Annotated in this window: 21 protein-coding genes; 11 read left to right on the top strand and 10 right to left on the bottom strand. The window is 63.4% G+C overall.

The features are described 5' to 3' along the window. Positions 1-9 precede the first annotated feature (9 nt). The 3 genes from FJ543_RS10490 to FJ543_RS10480 form a co-directional block, all read right to left on the bottom strand. On the bottom strand, positions 10-924 hold the full coding sequence (locus FJ543_RS10490; RefSeq protein ID WP_140712884.1) for an ABC transporter permease subunit: 915 nt from the start codon (positions 922-924) through the stop codon (positions 10-12). Between the two features lie 7 nt (positions 925-931). Next, the gene (locus FJ543_RS10485; protein WP_015315549.1) at positions 932-1,816 is read right to left on the bottom strand and encodes a sugar ABC transporter permease; all 885 of its coding nucleotides are present in this window, start codon (positions 1,814-1,816) and stop codon (positions 932-934) included. Positions 1,817-1,971: 155 nt separating this feature from the next. Continuing rightward, positions 1,972-3,324, bottom strand: a complete 1,353-nt coding sequence (locus tag FJ543_RS10480; protein WP_015315548.1) for an extracellular solute-binding protein — start codon at positions 3,322-3,324, stop codon at positions 1,972-1,974. 236 nt (positions 3,325-3,560) lie between these two features. Between FJ543_RS10480 and FJ543_RS10475 the strand changes: the two genes are divergently transcribed. Together FJ543_RS10475 and FJ543_RS10470 are read left to right on the top strand one after the other, a co-directional pair. Then, a complete protein-coding gene (locus tag FJ543_RS10475; RefSeq protein WP_140874969.1) occupies positions 3,561-4,595 on the top strand; it encodes an endonuclease/exonuclease/phosphatase family protein in 1,035 nt (344 codons plus the stop codon). A gap of 162 nt (positions 4,596-4,757) precedes the next feature. After that, entirely contained in the window at positions 4,758-7,211 is a 2,454-nt protein-coding gene (locus FJ543_RS10470; protein WP_140616835.1) for an EAL domain-containing protein, read from the top strand. 65 nt (positions 7,212-7,276) lie between these two features. On the opposite strand, the gene FJ543_RS10465 is transcribed toward FJ543_RS10470, so the two are convergent. Continuing rightward, positions 7,277-7,957 carry a TlpA disulfide reductase family protein gene (locus tag FJ543_RS10465; protein ID WP_140616834.1) on the bottom strand — a complete coding sequence of 227 codons (681 nt, stop codon included), beginning with the start codon at positions 7,955-7,957 and terminating at the stop codon, positions 7,277-7,279. A gap of 34 nt (positions 7,958-7,991) precedes the next feature. Here FJ543_RS10465 and argH point away from each other — a divergent pair, with 34 nt between their 5' ends. The 3 genes from argH to lysA all read left to right on the top strand — a co-directional run bounded on the left by argH (position 7,992) and on the right by lysA (position 11,031). Next, complete coding sequence (argH, locus tag FJ543_RS10460) at positions 7,992-9,392, top strand: argininosuccinate lyase (protein WP_015315544.1); 1,401 nt, start codon at positions 7,992-7,994, stop codon at positions 9,390-9,392. A 94-nt stretch (positions 9,393-9,486) separates the two neighbouring features. Beyond that, entirely contained in the window at positions 9,487-9,693 is a 207-nt protein-coding gene (locus FJ543_RS10455) for a lipoprotein (RefSeq protein WP_015315543.1), read from the top strand. A gap of 69 nt (positions 9,694-9,762) precedes the next feature. Then, on the top strand, positions 9,763-11,031 hold the full coding sequence (gene lysA, locus FJ543_RS10450; RefSeq protein ID WP_015315542.1) for a diaminopimelate decarboxylase: 1,269 nt from the start codon (positions 9,763-9,765) through the stop codon (positions 11,029-11,031). Between the two features lie 34 nt (positions 11,032-11,065). Here lysA and FJ543_RS10445 read toward each other — a convergent pair whose 3' ends face one another. After that, positions 11,066-11,368, bottom strand: coding sequence for a metalloregulator ArsR/SmtB family transcription factor (locus tag FJ543_RS10445; protein ID WP_015315541.1), 303 nt, complete (start codon positions 11,366-11,368; stop codon positions 11,066-11,068). Between the two features lie 50 nt (positions 11,369-11,418). On the opposite strand from FJ543_RS10445, the gene FJ543_RS10440 reads away from it, so the two are divergent. Together FJ543_RS10440 and FJ543_RS10435 are read left to right on the top strand one after the other, a co-directional pair. Next, entirely contained in the window at positions 11,419-12,360 is a 942-nt protein-coding gene (locus tag FJ543_RS10440) for a threonine/serine dehydratase (protein ID WP_015315540.1), read from the top strand. 211 nt (positions 12,361-12,571) lie between these two features. After that, on the top strand, positions 12,572-15,169 hold the full coding sequence (locus FJ543_RS10435; protein ID WP_041163661.1) for a TIGR02302 family protein: 2,598 nt from the start codon (positions 12,572-12,574) through the stop codon (positions 15,167-15,169). A gap of 40 nt (positions 15,170-15,209) precedes the next feature. On the opposite strand, the gene FJ543_RS10430 is transcribed toward FJ543_RS10435, so the two are convergent. Further along, entirely contained in the window at positions 15,210-16,067 is an 858-nt protein-coding gene (locus tag FJ543_RS10430; protein ID WP_015315538.1) for a LysR substrate-binding domain-containing protein, read from the bottom strand. 219 nt (positions 16,068-16,286) lie between these two features. Here FJ543_RS10430 and FJ543_RS10425 point away from each other — a divergent pair, with 219 nt between their 5' ends. Continuing rightward, positions 16,287-17,234 carry a DMT family transporter gene (locus FJ543_RS10425; RefSeq protein WP_015315537.1) on the top strand — a complete coding sequence of 316 codons (948 nt, stop codon included), beginning with the start codon at positions 16,287-16,289 and terminating at the stop codon, positions 17,232-17,234. Here the strand turns inward: FJ543_RS10425 and FJ543_RS10420 are convergent, their stop codons facing one another. From FJ543_RS10420 to FJ543_RS10410, 3 genes are all read right to left on the bottom strand, one after another. Further along, positions 17,235-17,606: a response regulator gene (locus FJ543_RS10420; protein ID WP_015315536.1), complete on the bottom strand. Its 372-nt coding sequence runs from the start codon at positions 17,604-17,606 to the stop codon at positions 17,235-17,237. Between the two features lie 119 nt (positions 17,607-17,725). Beyond that, positions 17,726-18,268 (bottom strand): hypoxanthine phosphoribosyltransferase, encoded by a 543-nt coding sequence (gene hpt / locus FJ543_RS10415; protein ID WP_015315535.1) that lies wholly within the window; start codon positions 18,266-18,268, stop codon positions 17,726-17,728. A 175-nt stretch (positions 18,269-18,443) separates the two neighbouring features. Continuing rightward, positions 18,444-19,088 carry a cadherin-like beta sandwich domain-containing protein gene (locus FJ543_RS10410; protein WP_015315534.1) on the bottom strand — a complete coding sequence of 215 codons (645 nt, stop codon included), beginning with the start codon at positions 19,086-19,088 and terminating at the stop codon, positions 18,444-18,446. A gap of 189 nt (positions 19,089-19,277) precedes the next feature. On the opposite strand from FJ543_RS10410, the gene ftsE reads away from it, so the two are divergent. The 3 genes from ftsE (at position 19,278) to FJ543_RS10395 (ending at position 21,757) form a co-directional block, all read left to right on the top strand. Then, a complete protein-coding gene (ftsE, locus tag FJ543_RS10405) occupies positions 19,278-19,937 on the top strand; it encodes a cell division ATP-binding protein FtsE (protein ID WP_010911739.1) in 660 nt (219 codons plus the stop codon). Then, positions 19,930-20,922, top strand: a complete 993-nt coding sequence (locus FJ543_RS10400; protein WP_015315533.1) for an ABC transporter permease — start codon at positions 19,930-19,932, stop codon at positions 20,920-20,922. Before ftsE ends, FJ543_RS10400 begins: the two co-directional genes overlap by 8 nt. Before the next feature lie 109 nt (positions 20,923-21,031). Then, complete coding sequence (locus FJ543_RS10395) at positions 21,032-21,757, top strand: YdcF family protein (protein WP_140662847.1); 726 nt, start codon at positions 21,032-21,034, stop codon at positions 21,755-21,757. A 6-nt stretch (positions 21,758-21,763) separates the two neighbouring features. Here FJ543_RS10395 and FJ543_RS10390 read toward each other — a convergent pair whose 3' ends face one another. After that, complete coding sequence (locus tag FJ543_RS10390) at positions 21,764-22,396, bottom strand: pyridoxamine 5'-phosphate oxidase family protein (protein WP_015315531.1); 633 nt, start codon at positions 22,394-22,396, stop codon at positions 21,764-21,766. Positions 22,397-22,412: the final 16 nt, after the last annotated feature.

Raw genomic sequence — 22,412 nt, 5'->3', positions numbered from 1 at the left:
GTCTCCTTGTTACTTCTCGGTGGCGATCAGGCCGCGCACGAACCAGCGCTGCATCAGCACCACGACGATCATCGGCGGCAGCATAATGATGAGAGTGCCGGCCATGGCGATATGCCACTCCGGAGTGCCGCCGACATTGGGGATGAGCTGCTTGAGCTCGGTCACCGCCATCGCATGCGATTGGTCGGTGGTGATGAGCAGCGGCCATAGATACTGGTTCCATGCCCACAGGAACATGATGGTCCCGAGCGCCGCCATGTTGTTGCGCGACAGCGGCAACAGGATATCGATGAAGAAGCGCAGTGGCCCGGCGCCATCCATGCGTGCGGCCTCCGTCAATTCGTCCGGCACGGTCAGGAAGAATTGGCGATAAAGGAACGTCCCGGTCGCCGTGGCGACCAGCGGCAGAATCAGGCCGGGATAGGAGTTGAGCAGCCCAACGCTGAGCTGGACCTGCACGCCCGAAACCGTTTCGATCAGCCAGCTCAGGCCGGTCACGTCCAGGATAGCCTGATACGGCTCGAGCACGTTGGCGACCACTGCGTAGGTCGGCACGATGCGCACTTCAAGCGGCAGCATCAGAGTGATGAAGATCAGCCAGAAGATCAGCGTGCGGCCGGGAAATCGGAAATAGACGATCGCGAAGGCGGTCAGCGCCGAGACGATCACTTTGCCTGCGGCAACGCCGGTCGCAACGATGAAGCTGTTCAGCAGCTTGGGACCAAGGTCGGCCGTCACCCAGGCGGTCTTGATGTTGATCCAGAAATCGCTGCCCGGCAGCAGCGACATCGGCACGTCGTTGACATCCCTGAGATTATGCGAAGCCGCGATCGCCACGATGGCGAACGGCGCCACGCAGAAAACGAAGCCGACGAACAAGATCAGGTGCGTGAAAAAATTGAGGAACGGGGTGCGCTCGACCATATCAGTCTCACCTGTAGTGGACGCGCCGCTCGATGAAGCGGAACTGGAAAATGGTCAGCACGATGATGAGCAGCATCAGGATGATGCTCTGCGCGGCGGCGCCGGAGTAATCGAGGCCTTTGAAGCCGTCGGAGTAGATCTTGTAGACCATCAGATTGGTGGCATTCGCCGGCCCACCGGACGTCATGATGTCGACGATGCCGAAGGAATCCTGGAAGCTTTCCGTGATGTTGATGACAAGCAGGAAGAAGATGGTCGGGGTGATCAGCGGAAACTGGATGTCCCAGAAGCGCCTCATGACACCAGAGCCGTCCATCGCGGCGGCTTCGATCAGGGAACGCGGGATCGCCTGGAACGCGGCGAGGAAGAAGATGAAGTTGTAGCCGACATACTTCCAGGAAAAGGCGATGATGATCGAAGCCATGGCGTCGGCGCCGTCCAGGCCGGGATCCCAGAAGCCGGGCCAGACCTGGTTGACGACGGCCATGAAGCCGGCTTCCGGCGCCAGGATGAAGCGGAATGCCAGCGCCAGGGCGGGCGCGGCGATGCCATAGGGCCAGATCAGCACCACGCGATACAGCCATGAGCCGGCTAGCTGGCGGTCGGTGAGCGCGGCGAGCACGAGCGCGACGAACATCGCAAGCCCGGTGCTGATGCCGGCAAAGACAAGGCTGGCTGTGATCGAGTTCCAGTAATCGGCGTTGGCCAGGATCGAGCGGAAATTGTCGAGACCGACCCAGATGTTGCCGCCGCCCCAGGGCTGCTGCAGCGTCAGCGACCAGTATACGGCCTGGCCGGCAGGCCAGTAGAAGAAGGTGAAGATCAGCAGGAGCTGCGGCACCGCGAAAAGAATGCCGATTGTCCAACTGCCGAAAGTGACGCGTTTTTCCATCGGTCCGCCGTTGCCGCAGGGTGGTCAGCTTAAAGCAAGCGAGAGATTAATAACGAAATGTCCGCCCGTCGACCCAGGCATGATCCCGAAAACTGGAAACCGGTCTTCGGGATCATGCTCAAATGGGTCGGCGGGCGGTCTGGGAAATCCCTGGATCAGGGCAGGGTCTTGCCTGGATATGTCTGCTGGAAGCGGTCGAGGATGGCGTCGCCGTTCTTGACCAGCGTGTCGAGACCTTCCTGCACGGTGACCTTGTTGGCGAAGATCGCCTGCATCTGGGTGCCGAACTCGGCGCGGATCTGGGTGAAATTGCCCAGGCGGATGCCGCGGGTGATTTCGGTCGGCTCGGAGGCGGTCAGGCTGGCGATCGCGACTTCGCGGCCCTTGTAAGGCGCCTTGTCGTAAAAGCCCTGGCCCTTCATGTAGTCGAAGCCCGACTTGGTCACCGGGATGTAACCGGTGTTGGTCGACCAGAACAGGGCGGTCTTCGGATCGTGGATGAAGTTGAGGAACGCGGCCGCGCCCTTGTATTCAGCATCCGACTTGCCCGAGAGAACCCACAGCGATGCGCCGCCGACGAGCGAGTTCTTGCGCTCCGTGCCGGCATAGACGGGCAGTTCGGCGACGTCCCAGTTCATGCCTTCCTTCTGCGTACGGCCAACCGTGCCGTGATCGCCGACCGAGGTCAGGATGACCTGGCAGGTGCCGGTGGCAAAGGCCTGGACCATATCCTGGCCGAGATCCTTCGACTTGATCTTGATCAGGCCGGCATCATACCACTTCTTGAGGTCGGTGACGTACTGCACGAACTTGGTCTTGTTGACTTCGAGGCGGGCGTCGAGGCCGTCATAGCCATTGTTCTTGGTAGCGATCGGCTGGTTGTGAATGGCGGAGAACTGCTCCATCAGCTGCCAGCTTTCATTGGCCGAGATGTTGATCGCCATCGGGCATTCATAGCCGGCGTCCTTCATTGCCTTGAGGTCGGCGCCGACGTCTTCCCAGGTCTTCGGCGCTTCGGTCTTGCCGATCTTGGCGAAGGCGTCCTTGTTCCAGTACATCAACGCCGTAGACGAGTTGAACGGGAAGGACAGCATCTCGCCTTTCGAGGTGGCGTAATAGCGGGCGATGCCGGGGAAATAATCGGCGTAGTCGATCTTGTAGCCGTTTTCTTCCATGAGCTTGTCGGCCGGCTTGTAGGCACCCGACAGCATCATGGTGGCGGTGCCGACGTCATAGACCTGAACGACGGTGGGCTGCTTGCCGGCGCGGAAGGCGGCAATGGTGTTCTGCAAGGTGGCGTCGTAATTGCCCTGGCTGGTGCAGACGACTTCATAGTCCTTCTGCGAGGCGTTGAAATTCTTGCACAGCGTGTCCACGACCCGGGCGAGATCGCCCGAAAGACCAAACCAGAAATCGAATTTTGTCGGTTCCGCGAAGGCAGGCATCGCCAGCGCGGAGCTGAGCACGCCAGCGGCAAGGGCAGCAAAGCCCCGCTTGATGATCGTCATGATTTCTTCCCTCTTGAATGACTGTTGACAAGGGTCTTGCGCAAGTCCTTGCCCGCTCTCTTAGAGAAGGTATGTGACAGTTCTGTTGTGGCCTCCCGGGCCTGTGCACAGCTGGTCTTTTCTCCCCTCCGGCGGCTACAGCGGCATGAAAACGTCACACCGGCGCCTTAGGTAGCTAGGGCGACTTCCAAGGACGTAAAGGCCGTCATTGTTATCCGGCTAAAAGGGATGATGAAATGCTGGTGAAGCAGCTGGCGCACGTGCCCATCACCGACAGGCAGGCGATGCGCGAAGGCCCGCGCGATAGCGCCACCCATTTGCGGCATGCAGCCGCCATTCCGGCTCTTGGCCAGATCGAAATCGGCGGCAAGGCGTCGCGCGCGAACGTCGGCGAGGCCTTGAAGGTGGTGGCCTGGAACGTCGAGCGGCTCCGTCATGTCGATGCCATTGCACGAACGCTTGCCGGGCAGGCCCCCGAAATCGTGCTGTTGTCCGAGGTGGACAAGGGCATGGCACGTTCCGGCAACGGCCATCCGCTCAGCGTGCTTGCCGACCGGCTCGGCCATGCCTTCGCCTATGGTGTCGAGTTCGTCGAACTCGCTGGCGGCAACGAGGCCGAGCGCATGGCAACCGGTGAAGCCTCCAACGCGGAAGGCTTTCACGGCAATGCCGTGACCAGTGGCATGCCGCTGCTGCGACCCTTCCTGGTGCGCCTGGACGCCGCCGGCGGCTGGTTTCGGCCGGAGCGCGGCCAACCGCGCATCGGCGGACGCATGGCGATCGGCGGCCAGGTGCGCATCGGCGACCGCAGGATGACGGTCGTCTCGGTGCACCTTGAAAACCGAACCGATCCGGCTGGCAGGGCCGCTCAGACACGCAAACTCCTCGATGCAATCGACAACTATGATGCGCAAGCGCCGGTACTGCTCGGCGGCGATTTCAACACGCTGACGGCAAGCCACGAGGAGCGCCATGACGACCCACGGGCGTGGATGGCTCGGGTCATGGCCGAACCGGACCGGCTGATCCATGCCGAGCGTCACGAGCCGCTGTTCGCGGCCCTTGCCGAGCGCGGCTATGATTGGCAGGCCGCCAACAATTTGGACCTGCCCACCCAGCGTCGGCCCGCCGGCACCCCGGTTGGCCGAATCGACTGGTTCTTCACGCGCGGCCTCGCGGCCAGCGCGCCGGCGGTTCTTCCGGCGGTGTTGCCGGATGGCAGCCCAAGCTCGGATCATGACGCCCTGACAGTGACCGTCCGCCTGAAATAACCGTCGTCTTCAATCGATGCGGCTGACCTGGCCTGTGCTCTTGCGGTCAGCTTGCGCCGCAAAAGCACGCTATGGTTGCAGGCGGCTTTATCGATCCTTCAACAGCCAAGCATTAATCAGTCATATTTCTTTCTTTATTTCCTGCGGGCCAGGGGGAATAAGATGCTGACGGTCTATAACTGCATCGTGAACCAGCACGATCTGAGGTTGGTTGCACTGGCAGCGCTGATTTGTGGAATTTCCTGTTTTTCAGCCGTCAATCTTCTTCATCACATAGGTCGCTCGACGGATCGAAATCGGCTTGCCTGGCTGACGATCGCCTCCACCTCGACCGGTTTCGGCATCTGGGCAACGCACTTCATCGCCATGCTTGCCTTCACGCCGGGAATCCCCAACGCCTATGATCCCGGACTTTCAGTACTCTCGCTCGCTGGCGCGGTGGCGGTTACGGCGGCCGGCATGTGGGTCGCCACCTTGCGCGACGAGCTTGATTACCATCTGGTCGGCGGCGCCGTTCTGGGCGGCGGTATTGCCGCCATGCACTACATCGGCATGGCGGCATTCGAGGTCGAGGGCCGGATCGAATGGAACCTGCTCCTCGTCGCCGTCTCCTTGCTGGCCGGCGTGACGCTCGCGGCGCTGGCTTTGCGCGTCGTCCTGCGCGGCTCGTCGCTGCCTGCGACGCTTGCCGGTGCGGTCTTGCTGACGCTGGCAATCTGCGGCCTGCACTTCATCGCCATGGCTGCCGTCTCGATCTTCCCGGATTCCTCAATCGCCATATCCCAACACACCGTCGCACCGACCTCGCAGGCCTTCGCCGCCGCTGCGGCCACTCTGGTGATCCTGGTGCTTTCGGCCACCGCGCTGTGGATCGACCTTCGCTTCCGCCGCCAAAAGCTTGAGGTCGACCGCATGCACGGCTTAGCCAACGCCGCGGTGGAAGGCCTGATCGTCTGCGATGGCAATCGCATCGTCAGTGTCAACGACAGCATGGCCAGGCTGACCGGCATGGTCGCCACGACACTGAACGGAAGGGAACTTGGCGACCTCTTCGATGAGCGCACCGCATCCGACCTGATCAACTTCCAGGGACAGCCGTGGGAGGCGGAACTAAGCAATCGCGACGGGATGAGAATTCCCGTCGAACTGATCGCCAGAAGCATCGACTATTGCGGCAAGCCTCACAATGTCGTCGCCGTCCGCGACATTCGCGAACGCAAGAAGGCGGAACAGGAAATCCTTCGCCTCGCTCATTTCGATCCGCTGACGGGGCTCGCCAACCGCCGTAGCTTTTCCAGCCGGCTTGATACCGAAATCGCCGCCACGAGCCGAGACGCAAAAGCCGGCAAGGGCGCGAGGGGCGGGCATCTTGCGCTTCTGCTGCTCGACCTCGACCGGTTCAAGGAGGTGAACGATCTTTATGGGCATGGCGCCGGCGACGCGATGCTTCAGAAGGTGGCGAACTGTGTCTCCGGCGTTCTTCGCCACGGACAGATGCTGGCGCGCCTGGGCGGCGACGAATTCGCCATCATCGCCCCCAACCTGCCCGACCCGCAGGCGGCGAGCCGGATCGCCGACGCGGTGCTCGCCGCGATGCGCGAGGAGAACCGGCTCTCGGCGGGTGGCGGGCTGGTATCGGGGAGCATCGGCATCGCGCTCTATCCGCTGGACGCGGAAGACCAGGCCAGCCTCATCAGCCATGCGGATACCGCGCTCTATCGCGCCAAGACCGAAGGCAGGGACACCTATCGCTATTTCGAGGCGTCGATGGGCGCCGAGGCTCGCGACAAGCGCGTCATGGAGCACGAACTGCGCCAGGCAGTAGCGCGCGACGAATTCTATCTCGTCTACCAGCCGCAGAAAGAGATCAGCAGCGGCAAAATGGTCGGCTTCGAAGCCTTGATCCGTTGGCGGCATCCCGAACGCGGCGATGTTCCGCCGTCCATATTCATTCCGCTGGCGGAGGACAGCGGCGCCATAGGCCAGATCGGAGATTGGGTGCTGACCGCAGCGTGCCAGGAGGCCGCCAGTTGGGAAAATCCACTGACGGTGGCCGTCAACGTCTCCGCGGTGCAGTTGCACAATCCGAACTTCAGCCGAAAGGTGCACGAGACCTTGCTCAAGTCCGGTCTCGCGGCAGCCAGGCTGGAACTCGAAATCACCGAGACGGCGCTGGTGAAGGACATGCCGCGCGCGCTGGCGAGTTTGCGACAGGTCAAGGCGCTTGGCGTGCGCGTGGCCATGGATGATTTCGGAACCGGCTATTCCTCCCTCTCCAACCTTCGCGCCTTCCCTTTCGACAAGATCAAGATCGACGGTTCCTTCATCAAGTCCGTCGACACCAACGGCCAGGTTGCGGCGATCGTGCGCGCCGTGCTCGGGCTGGGGCGCGGCCTGGGTCTGCCGGTGCTGGCGGAGGGCGTCGAGACGCTCGGCGAGTTGAAGTTCCTCGACGCCGAGGCCTGCGAGATCGGCCAGGGCTATTATCTCGGCAAGCCGGCGCCGATCGAGGCGTTCGGAGACCTGACCGGCCACGGCAAGCGTGTTCGGGCGCGAGGCGCCGACCGCCAGGATGGCAGCCTCGTATTGCTCAAGCCGAGCGTACGCTCGGCCTAGAGCTCTTTGTTTTTACGCAATTCCGGACGGAGAACCGTTACACACTATCCTGGAGGTGCTCTGGCTCACGACCCGAGCGCCGTCTCGACCAGCCGCTTTGCATCGGGGCCGGCCCATTCGGCTGGACCGTTCATGTGGGCGATCAGGCAGCCTTCGCCATCGATCAGCATGGTGACGGGCAGGCCGAGCGCCAGACCGCGCGTCTTGAGGTCGTTGAACAGTGTCATCGTCGAATCGCGGTAGTAGCCGAGCGTGTGCACACCGGTATCGGCGAGAAACTTCTTCGGTTTCACGTCGTCGCCGGCATCGACGTTGACGGCGACGACCTGAAAGGCGTCGCTGCCTTTCTCCTTTTGCAGCGCATCGAGCGCCGGCATTTCGGCACGGCAGGGCGCGCACCATGTGGCCCAGAGATTGAGCAGCACGGTCTTGCCGGCATGATCGGCGATCGTCATCGGCTTGCCGTCCGGACCGTGGAAGGCGAGGCTCCTCATCGACTGCGGCGGATCGGCCGGCAAAAGTGCCGCGACCTCGCCGGTGGCCGCGGCCGCGACCTTCTTGGCGCGATCGCTCTTGGCGGCGCAGGCGACATCGTCCTTGCTGTCGCCGGCGGCTGCTTGGGGCGCGGCGTTGTTGCCAGACCGGCTCTCGCTGACATATACCGCGACCGCGCCGGCCAGCGCTCCCGCCACCAGGGCGGCGAGGATCAGGCGCCGGGCCGGGAAAAATCTGTTTCCGTCTGCCATATTCTCAAACTGCTCCGAAGCACGGGTTATAGCCATGAGCGACAAGAAGACCAGCAACCAGATGTGGGGCGGACGATTTGCCTCGGGTCCGGCCGCGATCATGGAAGCGATCAACGCGTCGATCTCGTTCGACCGCAAACTCTACGCGCAGGACATAAGAGGCTCGATCGCTCATAGCGAGATGCTGGCGCAAACGGGCATTATTTCGGCGGCCGATCAAGAAAAAATCGCTCACGGTCTGAACACGATCCTGAAAGAGATCGAGGGCGGCAGCTTCGAGTTTTCGACGCGGCTGGAAGACATCCACATGAACATAGAGGCCCGCCTTGCCGATCTCATCGGTCCGGCGGCCGGCCGGCTGCACACCGCCCGTTCGCGCAACGACCAGGTGGCCGTCGATCTGAGGCTCTGGGTCAAGGACGAATGCTTTCGTGTCGCCGAGGCGTTGAAAGGCTTGATCATGGCCCTCCTGGCGCGAGCCGAGGAACATGCGGCGACCGTCATGCCGGGTTTCACCCACATGCAGGCGGCGCAGCCGGTCACTTTCGGCCATCATTGCATGGCCTATGTCGAGATGTTTTCGCGCGACCTGTCACGCGTGCGCGACGCCATCGAACGGATGGACGAGAGCCCGCTCGGTGCCGCCGCCCTTGCCGGCACCAGCTTCCCGATCGACCGTCACCAGACCGCGAGCGCGCTCGGCTTTCGCGAGCCGATGCGCAATTCGCTGGACAGCGTCTCAGACCGCGATTTCGCGCTGGAATTCCTTGCCATGGCGGCGATCTGCGCCACTCACCTGTCGCGGCTGGCCGAGGAGATCATCATCTGGTCGACGCCGCAATTCGGCTTCATCAGGCTGTCGGATAGCTTCTCCACCGGCTCCTCGATCATGCCGCAGAAGAAGAACCCCGACGCGGCCGAACTGGTTCGCGGCAAGACAGGCCGCGTCAACGGCCATCTGGTCGGCCTGCTGACGGTGATGAAGGGCATGCCTTTGACCTACGGCAAGGACATGCAGGAAGACAAGGAATCGGTGTTCGACGCGGCCGAGACGCTCGACCTGATGCTGGCCGCGATGACCGGCATGGTTGCGGACATGACGGTCAATGCCGCCGCGATGAAGAAGGCCGCCGGCTCCGGCCACGCCACCGCCACCGACCTCGCCGACTGGCTGGTGCGTACTTTGGGCCTGCCGTTCCGCGAGGCCCATCATGTCACCGGCCGCGCGGTGGCGCTGGCCGAACACAGGAAGGTCAGCCTGGAAAAGCTTTCGCTGGAGGATCTGCAGTCGATCAACCCAGGCATCACTTCCGACATATTCTCGGTGCTGGCGGTGCAGAACTCGGTCAAGAGCCGCACCAGCTTCGGCGGCACCGCACCGTCGGAAGTGAGAAAGCAGATCCGCTATTGGAAAAAGCGTCTCGCCAAGGCGTAATGCCGGATATCGCGATCAGCAATATCCGGGGTGCAATGCACCGAGAACTCGGCTAAAAGCAGCGGCGGACAGAGAGTTTCGGACGGATGGATCGATGACCGGAAGCAGGATTTTGGTGACGCTGACGCTGCTTGCGGCGCTTGCCTCCGTGACCGCCTGCGGCCGCAAGGCGGGCCTGGACACGCCCTATGAGGCGGCTGTCCAGGCACGCAAGGATGCCGAGAAGGCCCACCAGCCCGTGCCGCCGGAACCGGAAAAACCGGTCGTGGACAAGAAGTTCATTCTCGACCCGCTGATCTAGCTCCGATGAAGGCGGGATTGGTCTTTCCAAACCCGATCGCATCGTGCCTCAACTTCCGGAACCACTCTCGTGAACCATTTCGACTACCGCGATGGCGTGCTGCATGCCGAGGACGTGGCGATCCCTGATATCGCCGCACAGGTCGGCACGCCGTTCTATTGCTATTCGACGGCGACCCTGACTAGGCACTACCGTGTCTTCGTCCAGGCCTTTGCCGGGCTCGATACGCTGGTCTGCTACGCCATGAAGGCCAATTCCAACCAGGCGGTGCTGCGGACCTTGGCCAAGCTCGGCGCCGGCGCCGACGTCGTCTCGGAAGGCGAATTGCGCCGGGCTCTCGCCGCAGGAGTCCCGGCCGGCAAGATCCTGTTCTCGGGCGTCGGCAAGACCGCCCGCGAAATGGACTTTGCGCTCCAAGCCGGCATTCTCTGCTTCAACGTCGAATCCGAGCCGGAACTCGAACTGTTGTCGGCACGTGCCGTGGCGCTCGGCAAGGTGGCGCCTATCTCGCTGCGCATCAATCCCGATGTCGACGCCAAGACCCACAAGAAAATCTCAACCGGCAAGGCTGAAAACAAGTTCGGCATTCCCTGGCAGCGGGCGCGCCAGGTCTATGCCCGCGCGGCAACGCTTCCGGGCATTAAGGTCACCGGCATCGATACCCATATCGGCAGCCAGATCACCGAGTTGCAGCCCTTCGACGACGCCTTCGCCCTGCTGGTCGACCTGGTCGGAGCGCTGCGCGGCGACGGCCACGCCATCGAGCATGTCGATCTCGGCGGCGGTCTCGGCATTCCCTACCGCGTCGACAACAACCCGCCCCCCTTGCCCGACGCCTATGCCCAGATCGTCCGCAAGCATGTCACCAAATTGGGTCTGAAGGTGATGTTCGAGCCGGGCCGGCTGATCGTTGGCAATGCCGGCATCCTGGTCTCTGAAGTGATTTTCGTGAAGGAGGGCGACGCCAAGAATTTCCTCGTCGTCGACGCTGCCATGAATGACCTGATCCGGCCGACGCTCTACGATGCCTTCCACGAGATCAAGCCGGTCGTGCAGCCGCCGGCCGACGCGCCGCGCATGGTGGTCGACGTGGTCGGCCAGGTCTGCGAGACCGGCGATTATCTCGGCCTCGACCGCGACCTGCCCCGGCTGATGGCGGGCGATCTCGTCGCCGTTTCCACCGCCGGCGCTTATGGCGCGGTCCAGGCCGGCACCTACAACACCCGCCTGCTGGTGCCGGAGGTGCTGGTCGACGGCGACCGTTTCCATGTCGTGCGTCCGCGCCTGACCTATGACGAGCTGATCGGGCTGGATTCGGTGCCGGACTGGCTTGCGTAAGCCGCCCTGCCGCGACGCTATAACCGGTTCTGCGCTATAACCGGTTCTGGATGAGTGCCCTTGCGTCGGCGATCCTGTCCTCGTCGCGGCGGTAGAAGGTCCATTGCCTGATGCGCTTGGTTCTGAGCAGGCCGGCCTGGACGAGCACGCGCATATGCTCGGAAAGCGTCGCCTGAGTGATGCCGAGCTTCTCGGCGATCAGCAGCGCGCAGACGCCGTCCTCGACCAGATCGCCATCCGCCTGTGCCCGGAAATGCGCACGTGGATTCTTGAGCCAGTCGAGAATCTGCAGTCTGCGCTCGTTGGCGATCGCCTTGAAGACATCAACCTCTTGCATTTAGCCATTTTGCCAAGTTACTAATTGCTGTCAATCCCAAGGAGATTTTGATGTCGCAGGGCAACGTCGTCACACGCGGACGCATCGCCGCGATGGAACCGCGCATCCGCCCCTATATCAGGCACACACCGGTTCTGCGCGTCGACATGGCCGACTTCGATCGGGGGCCATTGGCGATCGACCTCAAGCTCGAATGCCTGCAGCATTCCGGCTCGTTCAAAGCCCGCGGCGCCTTCACCAACCTCCTGGAGCGGCCGGTTCCCGAGGCCGGCGTCGTTGCCGCATCGGGCGGCAATCATGGCGCTGCCGTCGCCTACGCCGCCATGCGGCTTGGCCACAGAGCAACCATCTTCGTTCCCGAAGTGAGCCCGCAGGCCAAGCTGGACCGCATCCGGGCCTATGGCGCCGACCTCGTTGTCGGCGGCGCCCGCTATGCCGAAGCGCTGGCCGCCAGCGAACGGTTCGCCGAGGAAACCGGCGCCTTGCAGATCCACGCCTTCAACCAGGAGGAGACGCTGGTCGGCCAAGGCACTCTCGGGCTCGAAATCGAACGCGATCTGCCTGAGATCGACACGCTGCTGGTCGCCGTCGGTGGTGGCGGCCTGATCGGCGGCATCGCCGCCTGGTATGCCGGCCGCATCCGCATCGTCGCCGTAGAGCCCGAGGGTGCGCCGACGCTTCATCGCGCCTTCGAGGCCGGCCATCCGGTGGACGCGCCGGCGGAAGGCATCGCCGCCGATTCGCTGGCGCCGAAGCGGGTCGGCGAGATGATGTTCCCGATCGCCGAAGCCTTCGTCGAACGCTCCATCCTGGTCAGCGACGACGACATCATCGCCGCCCAGAAGGCGCTCTGGAACCGCGTGCGCATCATCTCGGAGCCGGGTGGTGCCGCCGCCTTTGCCGCGATCCTGTCCGGCCGCTACGCGCCGACACCGGGCGAACGGGTCGCCGTGCTGGTCTGTGGGGCCAACGCAAACCCCGCCAATTTCTGATTGCAACCATTTCGGCAGGCTTCACGTTTTCTCAAACTGCCTCGCCTTTGCCGTGTTTACTGGTATTCTTCGAGTCGTGAGGCTTGGGCTATCCCGTCCGCCTCGCCGCATGATCCCGAAAAATAGAATCCAAGTTTCGGAACAGATCATGCCCAAAGAGATAGAGCCCATTGCGGTCCTTCAGGACGGAACAGGGCTCCAGGAAGGGCCGATGACCGAACGACCCACCTTCAGCAGCAGTCGCGGCCTGGCCGGACGCCTGGCCTTGAGCCGGCTGGCGACGCGGGTCTCGATGGCGATCGAGCGTGGCTGGCCGCTGCTGCTTCCGCTCATTATCGTCGTCGGCCTGTTTCTCAGCGTCTCCTGGTTCGGTATTTTTCCCCGGCTGCCGGACGTGGTGCGCATCGGCCTTATCGCCATGTTTTGCCTGGCAGGTCTGGCGGCGCTTTATCCGCTGCGCTTTTTCCGCATACCTGGCGCGGCCGAGATCGATCGCCGCATCGAAGCCGCCAACAGACTGCTGCACAGCCCGGTGCAGGTGCAGAGCGACCGGCCCAGCGGCCAGGAAAGCAGTTTCTCGCAGGCGCTCTGGCGCGAGCACCAGAAGCGAATGGCTGGAAAGCTCGACAATCTCGGCGCCGATCTGCCGCGCACGCGCGTGCCGGAGCGCGACCCGTGGGGATTGCGCGCCGTGGCGGCGCTCCTGCTGGTCACTGCCTTTGCCTTCTCCTTCGGGCCGACCGGCGGCCGGCTGACAGATGGGTTCAGCGCACATGGCACGCTCGACGCCGTACCGCCGCGCATCGACGCATGGGTGACGCCGCCGGCCTATACCGGCAAGCCGCCGATCTTCCTGACTGCCGACGCCAACCAGGCGACGCCGACTTTTCATGTCCCCGAGGGAAGCGACGTCTCCCTGCGCGTTACCGGAGGCTCGGGCGAGGAAACGCTTGCCTATGCCGACAAGGACGGCAATGCGCGCGCCATCGACCCCGCAAGCCCGCAAGCCGCCGCCAAGCCGGCAGCAAGCCCGGCGGTGTCGTCCGCCTCGCCTTCGAAGGTGCGCCAGTTCGCCAGCAAGCTGACCGGCGACGGGACGCTGACGCTGAAATCGGGGGAGGATCAGCTTGGCCGCTGGGCTTTCGCCGTCATCCCGGACAAGCCGCCGCAGATCCGCTTCGTCGGCGAGCCCAAGCGCGCCGCCAACGGCGCCTTCGAGCTCAACTATCAGATCGATGACGATTACGGCGCCGCCACCGCCAAGGCGGTCTTCGCGCTGGCCGACCCGCAGCCGCCGGGTGCGCATCCGCTCTATGGTCCGCCCGAAATGCTGCTGACACTGCCGCGCCGCGGCGGCAAGTTGAATGCCGCCAAGACCACGAAAGACCTGACCGAGCATGTCTGGGCCGGCAGCAGCATCAAGCTGACGCTGGTCGCCACCGACGACGCCGGCCACACCGCCTCAAGCGAAACCAAGACGCTCGCGATGCCCGAGCGGCCGTTCACCAACCCGCTGGCACGCGCGGTGATCGAACAGCGCCGCCTGCTTGCGCTCGACGCCAATGCCAAGCCGCGCGTGCTCGACCTGATGGAGGCCATCACGCTGCGGCCCGAAGACACGTTTGATACCATGTCCCACTACCTCGCCATCATGAGCGCGATGAGCCGGCTGAAGCTGGCGGTGAACGACGACCAATTGCGCAGCGAGGTTGCCTACCTCTGGGAGATCGCGCTTGGCATCGAGGAGGGCAATCTCTCGGCGGCCGAAAAGCGGCTGCGCCAAGCCCAGCAGGCACTGCAGGACGCCATCAAGAATGGCGCCAGCGATGCCGAGATCGAGAAGGCGATGAAGGAACTGCGCGAGGCGATGAACCAGTTCCTGCAGGAATTCGCCGAACGCGCCAAGCAGAACCCGAACGCGCCGCAGATGCAGCAGAACGGCCAGGAGCTGCGCCAGAGCGACATCGACCGCATGATGGACCAGATCGAAAATCTGGCGAAGTCGGGCGATCGCGACAAGGCCCAGCAATTGCTGTCTCAGTTGCAGGACATGATGAACAACCTCCAGGCCGGTCGCCAGCAGCAGGGGGGCGAGCAGGACAGCCAGATGCGTCAGCAGATGGACAAGCTTGGCGAGATCCTGCGGCGGCAGCAGGAGATGATGAACGACACCTTCCGCATGGATCAGATGCAGCGCGGCGAGCGCCAGCGCGGCCGCAACCGCGACGAGCAGCTTGGCCAGACCGATGAGCAAGGTCAATCTGACGAAAACGGCAAGCCCGGCGAGAATGGCGAGCCAAAGCCGATGACGCCGCAGGAATTCGCCGATGCGCTGAAGCAGCTGCAGGAGGGCCAGGGCCAGCTGAAGAGCGATCTGGAGCAGCTGAAGAAAGGCCTCGAGGGCATGGGCATGGAGCCCAATGAAGGATTTGGCGAGGCCGGCAAGTCCATGGGCAGCGCCGAGCAGGCGCTTGGCGAGGGCCAAGGCGACGAGGCCGTCGGCCACCAGGGCCGGGCGCTCGAGGCGCTGCGCAAAGGCGCCAAGGACATGATGAAACAGATGCAGGCCATGCAGGGCGACCAGGGCGGCAGCCAGGAAGGCGGCCGCCAGCAGGATGCCGACCGTGACCCGCTCGGCCGGCCGCGCGCCAGCCAGGGTCCCGATTTTGGCGATTCGGTGAAAGTGCCCGACGAGATCGACGTCCAGCGCGCGCGCCAGATCCTGGAAGCGATCCGCAAGCGGCTCGGCAATGCGCTCAGCCCCGACATCGAGCGCAGCTATCTGGAACGGCTGCTGGAGCTGAAATAGGAAGCGGCGAGAGGGACCAGCTTCATTTCCATGGAGCCGTCTACCTGTTGACGAACGCCTCGCGAATTGCCTCCTGCATGCCGTCGATTGCTTCGCCTGACGCATTCGGGTTGCGATGCATCACCACATTGGAGGAATCGATGTCGCCGAACCCGTCCGCGGACGTCAGCTCTCGGCAGTCCGCCGGAATGTTGCTGCGTGAGATCGGCGCGATCGCCAACCCTGAGGTGACGGCAAGCTTCAGGCCGCCATTGGTATCGCTTGTATAGGCGACGCGGTAGGCAAGGCCGCGCTGCTCCAGCGATTTGATGGCGAAGTCCTTACACCAGCCGGCGCGGTTATAGAGCGCGATCGGCACCGGGCGCTCCTCATGCATGTGATGCAGGTTCGACGTCACCCAGACCGTCGGATCATGCATCAGCACTTCGCCGCCGGAAGGATCCTGCCATTCGAACACCACGCATAAATCCAGCTCGCCGGCGGCGAGCGCCGCGATCTGCGCCTCCGAATGCGCGTAGCGTACGGTGACCTCGACCTTGGTGTGGCGCTTCGAAAATGCGCCGAGCGCGCGCGACAGGATGGCGTGGCCATATTCCTCCGGAATGCCGATGCGAACCGGCCCACCGAGCGGCGCCGCCGCCATCGACGCCGCCGTTTCATCGAGCAGCGAAACGATACGGCGGGCATTGACGATGAGTTCGCCGCCACGCCGCGTCAGCGCGACGCCGCGTGAACCTCGCTCGAACAGGCTGTCGCCGACCAGCTCTTCGAGCTTCTTCATCTGCATCGACACGGCCGATTGCGTGCGGCCGGCCTGCTCGGCGGCCCTCGTGAAATTGCCGGCCTCGGCGATGGCGACAAAGGTACGCAGGAGATCACTATCAAGGGTTGGCCGCATGGCATCCATCATAAGTAGATTTGATCACTGGCATCATTCCAATTCGTTTGCAACATGTCAAACGCCGAACGATAATCGCCTCACCCATTGGATATGCAGTCGCGAAATCGGCTGCGGACCAATCAAGAGTCCTCACTCGTGCCCGCTACCCGAAAACGGTGGCGGGTTCTTTTTGATCTGGTGAGCGTCGCCGGATCGGATGCGCGGGAGCCTGAACGGATGCAGAATAGGATGGTGCGCGGCATCCTGAGCCTGTGCCTGGGCGTGCTGGTCTTCTCGCTGCAGGATCCGCTCGTCAAAGCCGTGTCGAGCGGCTACCCTGTGACCGAGGTGATGGCGATCCGCTCGATCGTAGCCTTGCCGATTCTGATCGTTCTGGTTCACGCCGATGTCGGGCTGCGGGCAATCCTGTCGAAACGGTTCGGCCTGCTGACGATACGCGCCTTCATCCAGTTCACCTCCTACACGGTCTATTACCTGGCCATCGCCGCCCTCCCGCTGGCCGACGCCGTGGCGCTCTATTTCATGGCGCCGCTCTGCATCATGGCGATGGCCGGCCCCTATCTCGGCGAGCGCGTTTCCTGGCAGACGCTGTCGACCGTGCTGATCGGGATGCTTGGCGTGCTGGTGATGCTGCGCCCCGGCGCCGGGCTGTTCGACTGGGCGGCCTTGCTGTCGCTGGGCTCGGCCGTGCTCTACGCCTTCTCGCAGCTGATGGCTCGCAAGATCGGCGATACCGAATCGTCCACTGTCATGGCCTTCTACCAGAACGGCGCCTATCTCGTCGGCGCGGCCGTCGTCGCCGGCACGTTCCACATTGCGGGCATAACCCACGCCGTCCACCCGAGCCTCGAATTCCTGGTGCGACCATGGATCGCGCCGACGCTGCCGGATTTTCTCAAGATGGCCGCCTGCGGTTTCGTCGCCTCGGCCGGCATGATCCTGCTCTCGCAAGGCTACCGGCTGGCGCAGGCCAACCGCGTCGCCACCTTCGAATATACCGGCATCCTGTGGTCGCCGCTGTGGGGTTTCCTGTTCTTCGCCGAGGTGCCCAGGTCAGCGACGGTGATCGGCGCGGCGCTCATCATCGGCGCCGGTCTGCTGGCATTCAACACCGAGCGCCGCGCCAGCCCGGCACCGGCGCTTGTCGCCAGGGATCCAGCCTGATCAGGCGAAGCAGATCAGCGCCCGTTCGACGCGAGAGCGAATCTCGGCGAGCGTGAAGGGCTTTTGCACAACATCGAGGATGATGCCGTTCAATTCATCGGCGCGCTCGCGCTGGTCGGCATAGCCGGTCATCAGCATGATCTTCATCGCGGGAAAAAGCGCGGCTGCCGCAACCGCCATCTCGATGCCGTCCATCTCCGGCATGCGTATGTCGGAGACGACGAGATCGTACCCGCCTTTTGCGGCGCGGATCAGCGAAAGCCCCTGCGCGCCATCGGCGGCGATATCGATTGCGTGGCCGGCGCGTTCGAGCGCGCGGGCTGCGAGGGTGCGGACGGACTCATCGTCCTCGACGATCAAAAGCTTTGCCATGGCCGGCATATTTGGTGGCGAAACGTTGACTTTTCCTGAAAACCCAGGCGCTCGCCCAGACTAATTTTCCTGACACCGTTAAGGCCTTTTTCAGGATTCACCGGTGCGAGGCACTCGCCTTACACATCGCCTTTCACCACACCCACGAACGGCAATTCACGGAAAGCATGCGCCACATCCATGCCATAGCCGACGACGAAATAATCGGGGCAGTCGAAGCCGACATAATCGGCATTCAGCGCGGTCTGGCGGCGCATGCGCTTGTCGAGCAGCACGGCGATGGAACAGCTTTTCGCGCCGCGCGACAGCATCAGGTCGCGCGTGAAGCTCAGCGTCTTGCCCGATTCCAGAATGTCGTCGATCAACAGCACGTCGCGGCCGGCGACCTCGTTGTCGATGTCGCGCAGCACCCTCACCTCGCCGCTGGTTGTGCCGGCGCCATAACTGGAGATGAAGATGAACTCGACTTCCGGCGACAGGCCGACATCATGCATGGCGCGGATCAGGTCGGCGGCGAAGATGAACGAGCCTTTCAGCACCGAAATCACCAGGAGATCGTGATAGTCGTGCCCGGCAATCTCCTTGGCGAGTTCGAGATTGCGCCGCGCGATCGCCGATGCCGAAAACAGCACTTCGATGTCCTTGCCGCGCACGTTTGGCATTTCTCGCCCCCTCCAGTTTTTTTCCGAAACGCCTTCACACCGAGCGTGTGTTGAGAGTCAGGTCAGACCGAGCCGAAAGCAGTGGTTTCCGAGAACCGGAGCGGAGCGTACGTGAGCACCGGAAGCGCAGGGAACCACCGTTTGCAGGCCGGCTTCACCTGAATATCGACACACGCTATTCGGCGAAGGTGACCAAAACGGTCCTTACCCCGTTCTTAGGCACGTCGAGCCGGCTGGCAAAGCCGAATCTTTCGCCCGATGCCAGCGAATGGCCAGATGTCCCCAGCGTATAGCGGGTTGTGCGGCCGTCATTGCCCGTCACCCGGATTTCGAGTGGCGGCATTGTCGCGGGCCTCGTCCCGTCATTGGCGGCCTCGCCGTCGACGAACAGCACCGGATTGGCGCCGGAGGCATCGATGCGTGACGTCACGCCTGAAATGGTCAGCGCCGACGCTCGCGCGCCGGGCAGGAACGGTGCCTGGCGCACCAGCGCATGGCCGCCCGAGACCCAGAAGGCGGCAAGGGCGGCGCCGATGCCGGCGATCCAGAAGATCGGACCGCCGCGCGAGGCCGGCGGCCGTTCCGCTGGCATTTCCGGCTTGCGCAGCATGTCCATGCCTTCGATGGCCGGGGGGACAATCGCACGCGGCAGCGGCGTCACATTTCCGACTGGTGGGGCCGGCCGCGGCAACACCATATAATCCGCATCGATGATATCAGCCGCCGGGGCGCGCAAGATCCGGTCAACCGCGGCAATTGCCGCGGGATCGGTCATGATTTCGCCGGAAACCGGGCGCGCGGTTCGTTCGTCAGCCATCATGGCCCCAGTATTGCGCGTGTTCGCTTTTCGTTTCTTTTGCGTAAACACAAATGGTTAACGCTTCCCCACCGGAGCCCTCTTGAAGAGCCTAAACGAGCCAGGAATTAACCGCCGGTTAACCATGCCGGCCGATGGTCTTTTCACAAAACAGGCCGGTTCGCCGCGGCCAGGAAATTCAGGTCGTCGAAATTGATTCGCTTCGAAAATGTCGGCCTCCGCTATGGCATGGGTCCGGAAATCCTCCGCGACATCTCCCTGCACATACCGGAGCGCTCCTTCCAGTTCTTGAGCGGGCCTTCGGGTGCCGGCAAGACGACATTGCTGCGCCTTTTGTTCATGTCGCTGAAACCGACGCGTGGACTGATCACCATCTTCGGCAAGGACCGCTCGCGCATCTCGCGCACCGAACTGCCGCATCTGCGCCGCCGCATCGGCGTGGTGTTCCAGGACTTTCGCCTGCTCGACCACATGACCACCTATGAGAATGTCGCGCTGCCGCTGCGCGTGCGCGGGCGCGAGGAAGCGAGCTACCGCACCGATGTCACCGAGTTGTTGAAATGGGTGGGGCTGGGCGAGCGCATGCATGTGCTGCCGCCGGTCCTGTCCGGAGGCGAGAAGCAGCGCGCCGCGATCGCGCGCGCCCTGATCGAGCAACCGGAGATCCTGCTCGCTGACGAGCCGACCGGCAATGTCGATCCGCCGCTGGCGCGGCGGCTGCTGCGGCTGTTCATCGAGCTCAACCGGCTTGGCACCGCCGTCGTGATCGCCACGCACGACCTTGGCCTGATGGAGCAGGTTGACGCGCGCCGCATGATCCTGGCCGGCGGAAGGCTTGATATCTATGACTGAGACCGAGCTATCGGCCGACCATTTCGAGGAGCAGGATGCCGAGGCGGTGGAGGCGAGGCCGCGCGCACAACGCAAGATGGCGCCGATCGTGCCGGCGCAGAACATTGCCGGCCGCGCGCTGGTGCTGGTCATCGCCATCATGACTTTCCTGTCCTGCCTGACTTTCGGCGCGGTGACCCTGGTGCGCGACACAGCCTCGGTTTGGGAAAACCAGATCTCGCGCGAGGCGACGATCCAGATCAAGCCGGCCGACGGCCTCGACATGGAGGCGGCGCTTACCCAGGCCTCGCGGATCGCCGGCGAATTCCCTGGCGTGAAGTCGACCCGGATCATCGACCGCGAAGCGACCGCAAGGCTGCTGGAGCCCTGGCTGGGTTCGGGCCTCAACATCGACGACCTGCCCGTGCCGCGCCTGATCATCGTCACCATCGACGAGAGCAGCCCGCCTGACTTCGCCGCCATGCGCGCCGCGATCACGCTGAAACTGCCGAGTGCATCGCTCGACGACCACCGCACCTGGGTCGACCGGCTGGTGGCCATGGCCCGCACCACGGTGACCATAGGCGTCGCCGTTCTGGCCCTGATGCTGTCGGCGACGGTGCTGACCGTGGTGTTCGCGACCCGTGGGGCCATGGACGGCAACGGCCACATCATCGAGGTGCTGCATTTCGTCGGCGCCGAGGCGCGCTTCATCGCACGCGAATTCCGCCGGCATTTTCTGGTCACCGGCATGAAGGGCGCGGCCGCCGGCGGAGCGGCGGCGGTGCTCGTCTTCATCGTGTTCTCCTGGTGGTCGTCACGCAACATGGCAACGCCGCAGGCCGATCAGGCGACCGCTTTGTTCGGCAACTTCGCCATCGGCTCGGCGGGTTACGCAGGTGTCGTCCTGATGGTGCTGGTGATTGGCGCGCTGACGGCGGCAACCTCGCACGTCACCGTCGTTGCCTATCTCAGCGACATCGACGTTCGCCAACCCGATGCATGAAAGGACCTCGTCTTGGCTTGGACGGAAACAGGGCGATCACGGAGAAAGAATTCGCGTAACGCAAAGTGCGTCTTTTACCTATCAAAGGCCGCATTTGAGGATTAACTATATGACCATGGACGTGCGGGATTCGACCGGGACGGCTGGACAGTTGCCAGTGGTGGTTGACCGTTGGCGCGGCCATGGCAAGGTTAGCCATCTAAGGACCGCCCTGCGCCTCTCCGCTCTCTCCCTGCTTGTGCTTGCAACAGTGTTCGCTGGCGGCTTTGGCTGGTTCGCCAGCAAGGTCAGTCATCTGACCACGCCCGCCAACCCGGCCAAGGCCGACGCCATCATTGTGCTGACCGGCGGCCAGTCGCGCCTCGACGCCGCGATGGAGCTGCTCGCATCCGGCAAGGGCGAGCGGCTCTTGATCAGCGGCGTGCACCCCTCGGCCAGCCGGCGCCAGCTTCAGGCGGCCACCGGCGGCGACAAGAAACTGTTTTCCTGCTGTGTCGACATCGATCGCGCCGCGCTCGACACGATCGGCAATGCCGAGGAAAGCGCCAAATGGGTGGAAAACCATGCCTATGGCACGGTGATCCTGGTCACCAACAATTATCACATGCCGCGCAGCCTTTTGGAGATGGGCCGGCTGCTGCATGGCGCCAAGCTCGAACCCTACCCGGTGGTCAATTCCAACCTGGATAATGGCAGTTGGCTGACCAAGCCGCGCGCGGTGCGCGTGCTGTTCACCGAATACACCAAGTACCTGCTGGCGCTGGCTCGCGGGTTTATCCCGGTGAAGCCGACGCCTGAGGGAATCGCCCTGGCCGAGACCGCCGCCGGCGGCTGAGCCGCGTCATTGCTTGGCGACAGCCCCTGAAACGCCCTTGAGGCGCGCGATCTCTTGTTCAAGGTCTTGGATGCGCCGGTCGCGCTCGCCAAGCGCGGCTGCCACATCAGCCGCCTCGAAGCGCTGCGGTATATGTTGCGGGCAATTGGCATCCCATGCCGAGACGGTGAACAGGATGATCTGCTCGGGACGCGCCTTGTAGTCCGGCGGCATCAGCCTCGTCGTCAACTCGGCATCGTCCTCGACAACGCGCGCCGTACCCCAGATCTTGATGCGCTGGCGCATCATGTAGTCGATCAGGAACAGGAAGGCCCTCGGATTGTCGGCCAGATTGCCCTGCGTGATGAATTGTCTGTTGCCGGAAAAATCCGCGAAGCCGATTGTCTTCTCGTCGAGCACCTTGAGAAAGCCGGCAGGGCCGCCGCGGTGCTGGATGTAGGGCTGGCCATCGCCATTGGCCGTCGACAGGAAGATGCTGGTCTGCATTTCGATGAATGCGGCGAGGTCCGGTGTGATCGCCGACTGCCAGCCGCCGCGCTCCTCGACGCGGGCGTAGGACTGGCGCGAGCCCTTGCGCGCCTGGATCGCCTTGACCGTCGGCGTGAAGGCGACATCGCTGGTAAAAGCGTGTGCGTTCATCGAAACCTCCTTGCCT

It is taken from the genome of Mesorhizobium sp. B2-5-7 (assembly GCF_006440875.1).
Classification (GTDB): Bacteria; Pseudomonadota; Alphaproteobacteria; order Rhizobiales; family Rhizobiaceae; genus Mesorhizobium; species Mesorhizobium australicum.
The sequence above is the reverse complement of the archived record's forward strand: the minus strand, read 5'-3'. Positions and strand labels throughout refer to the sequence as shown.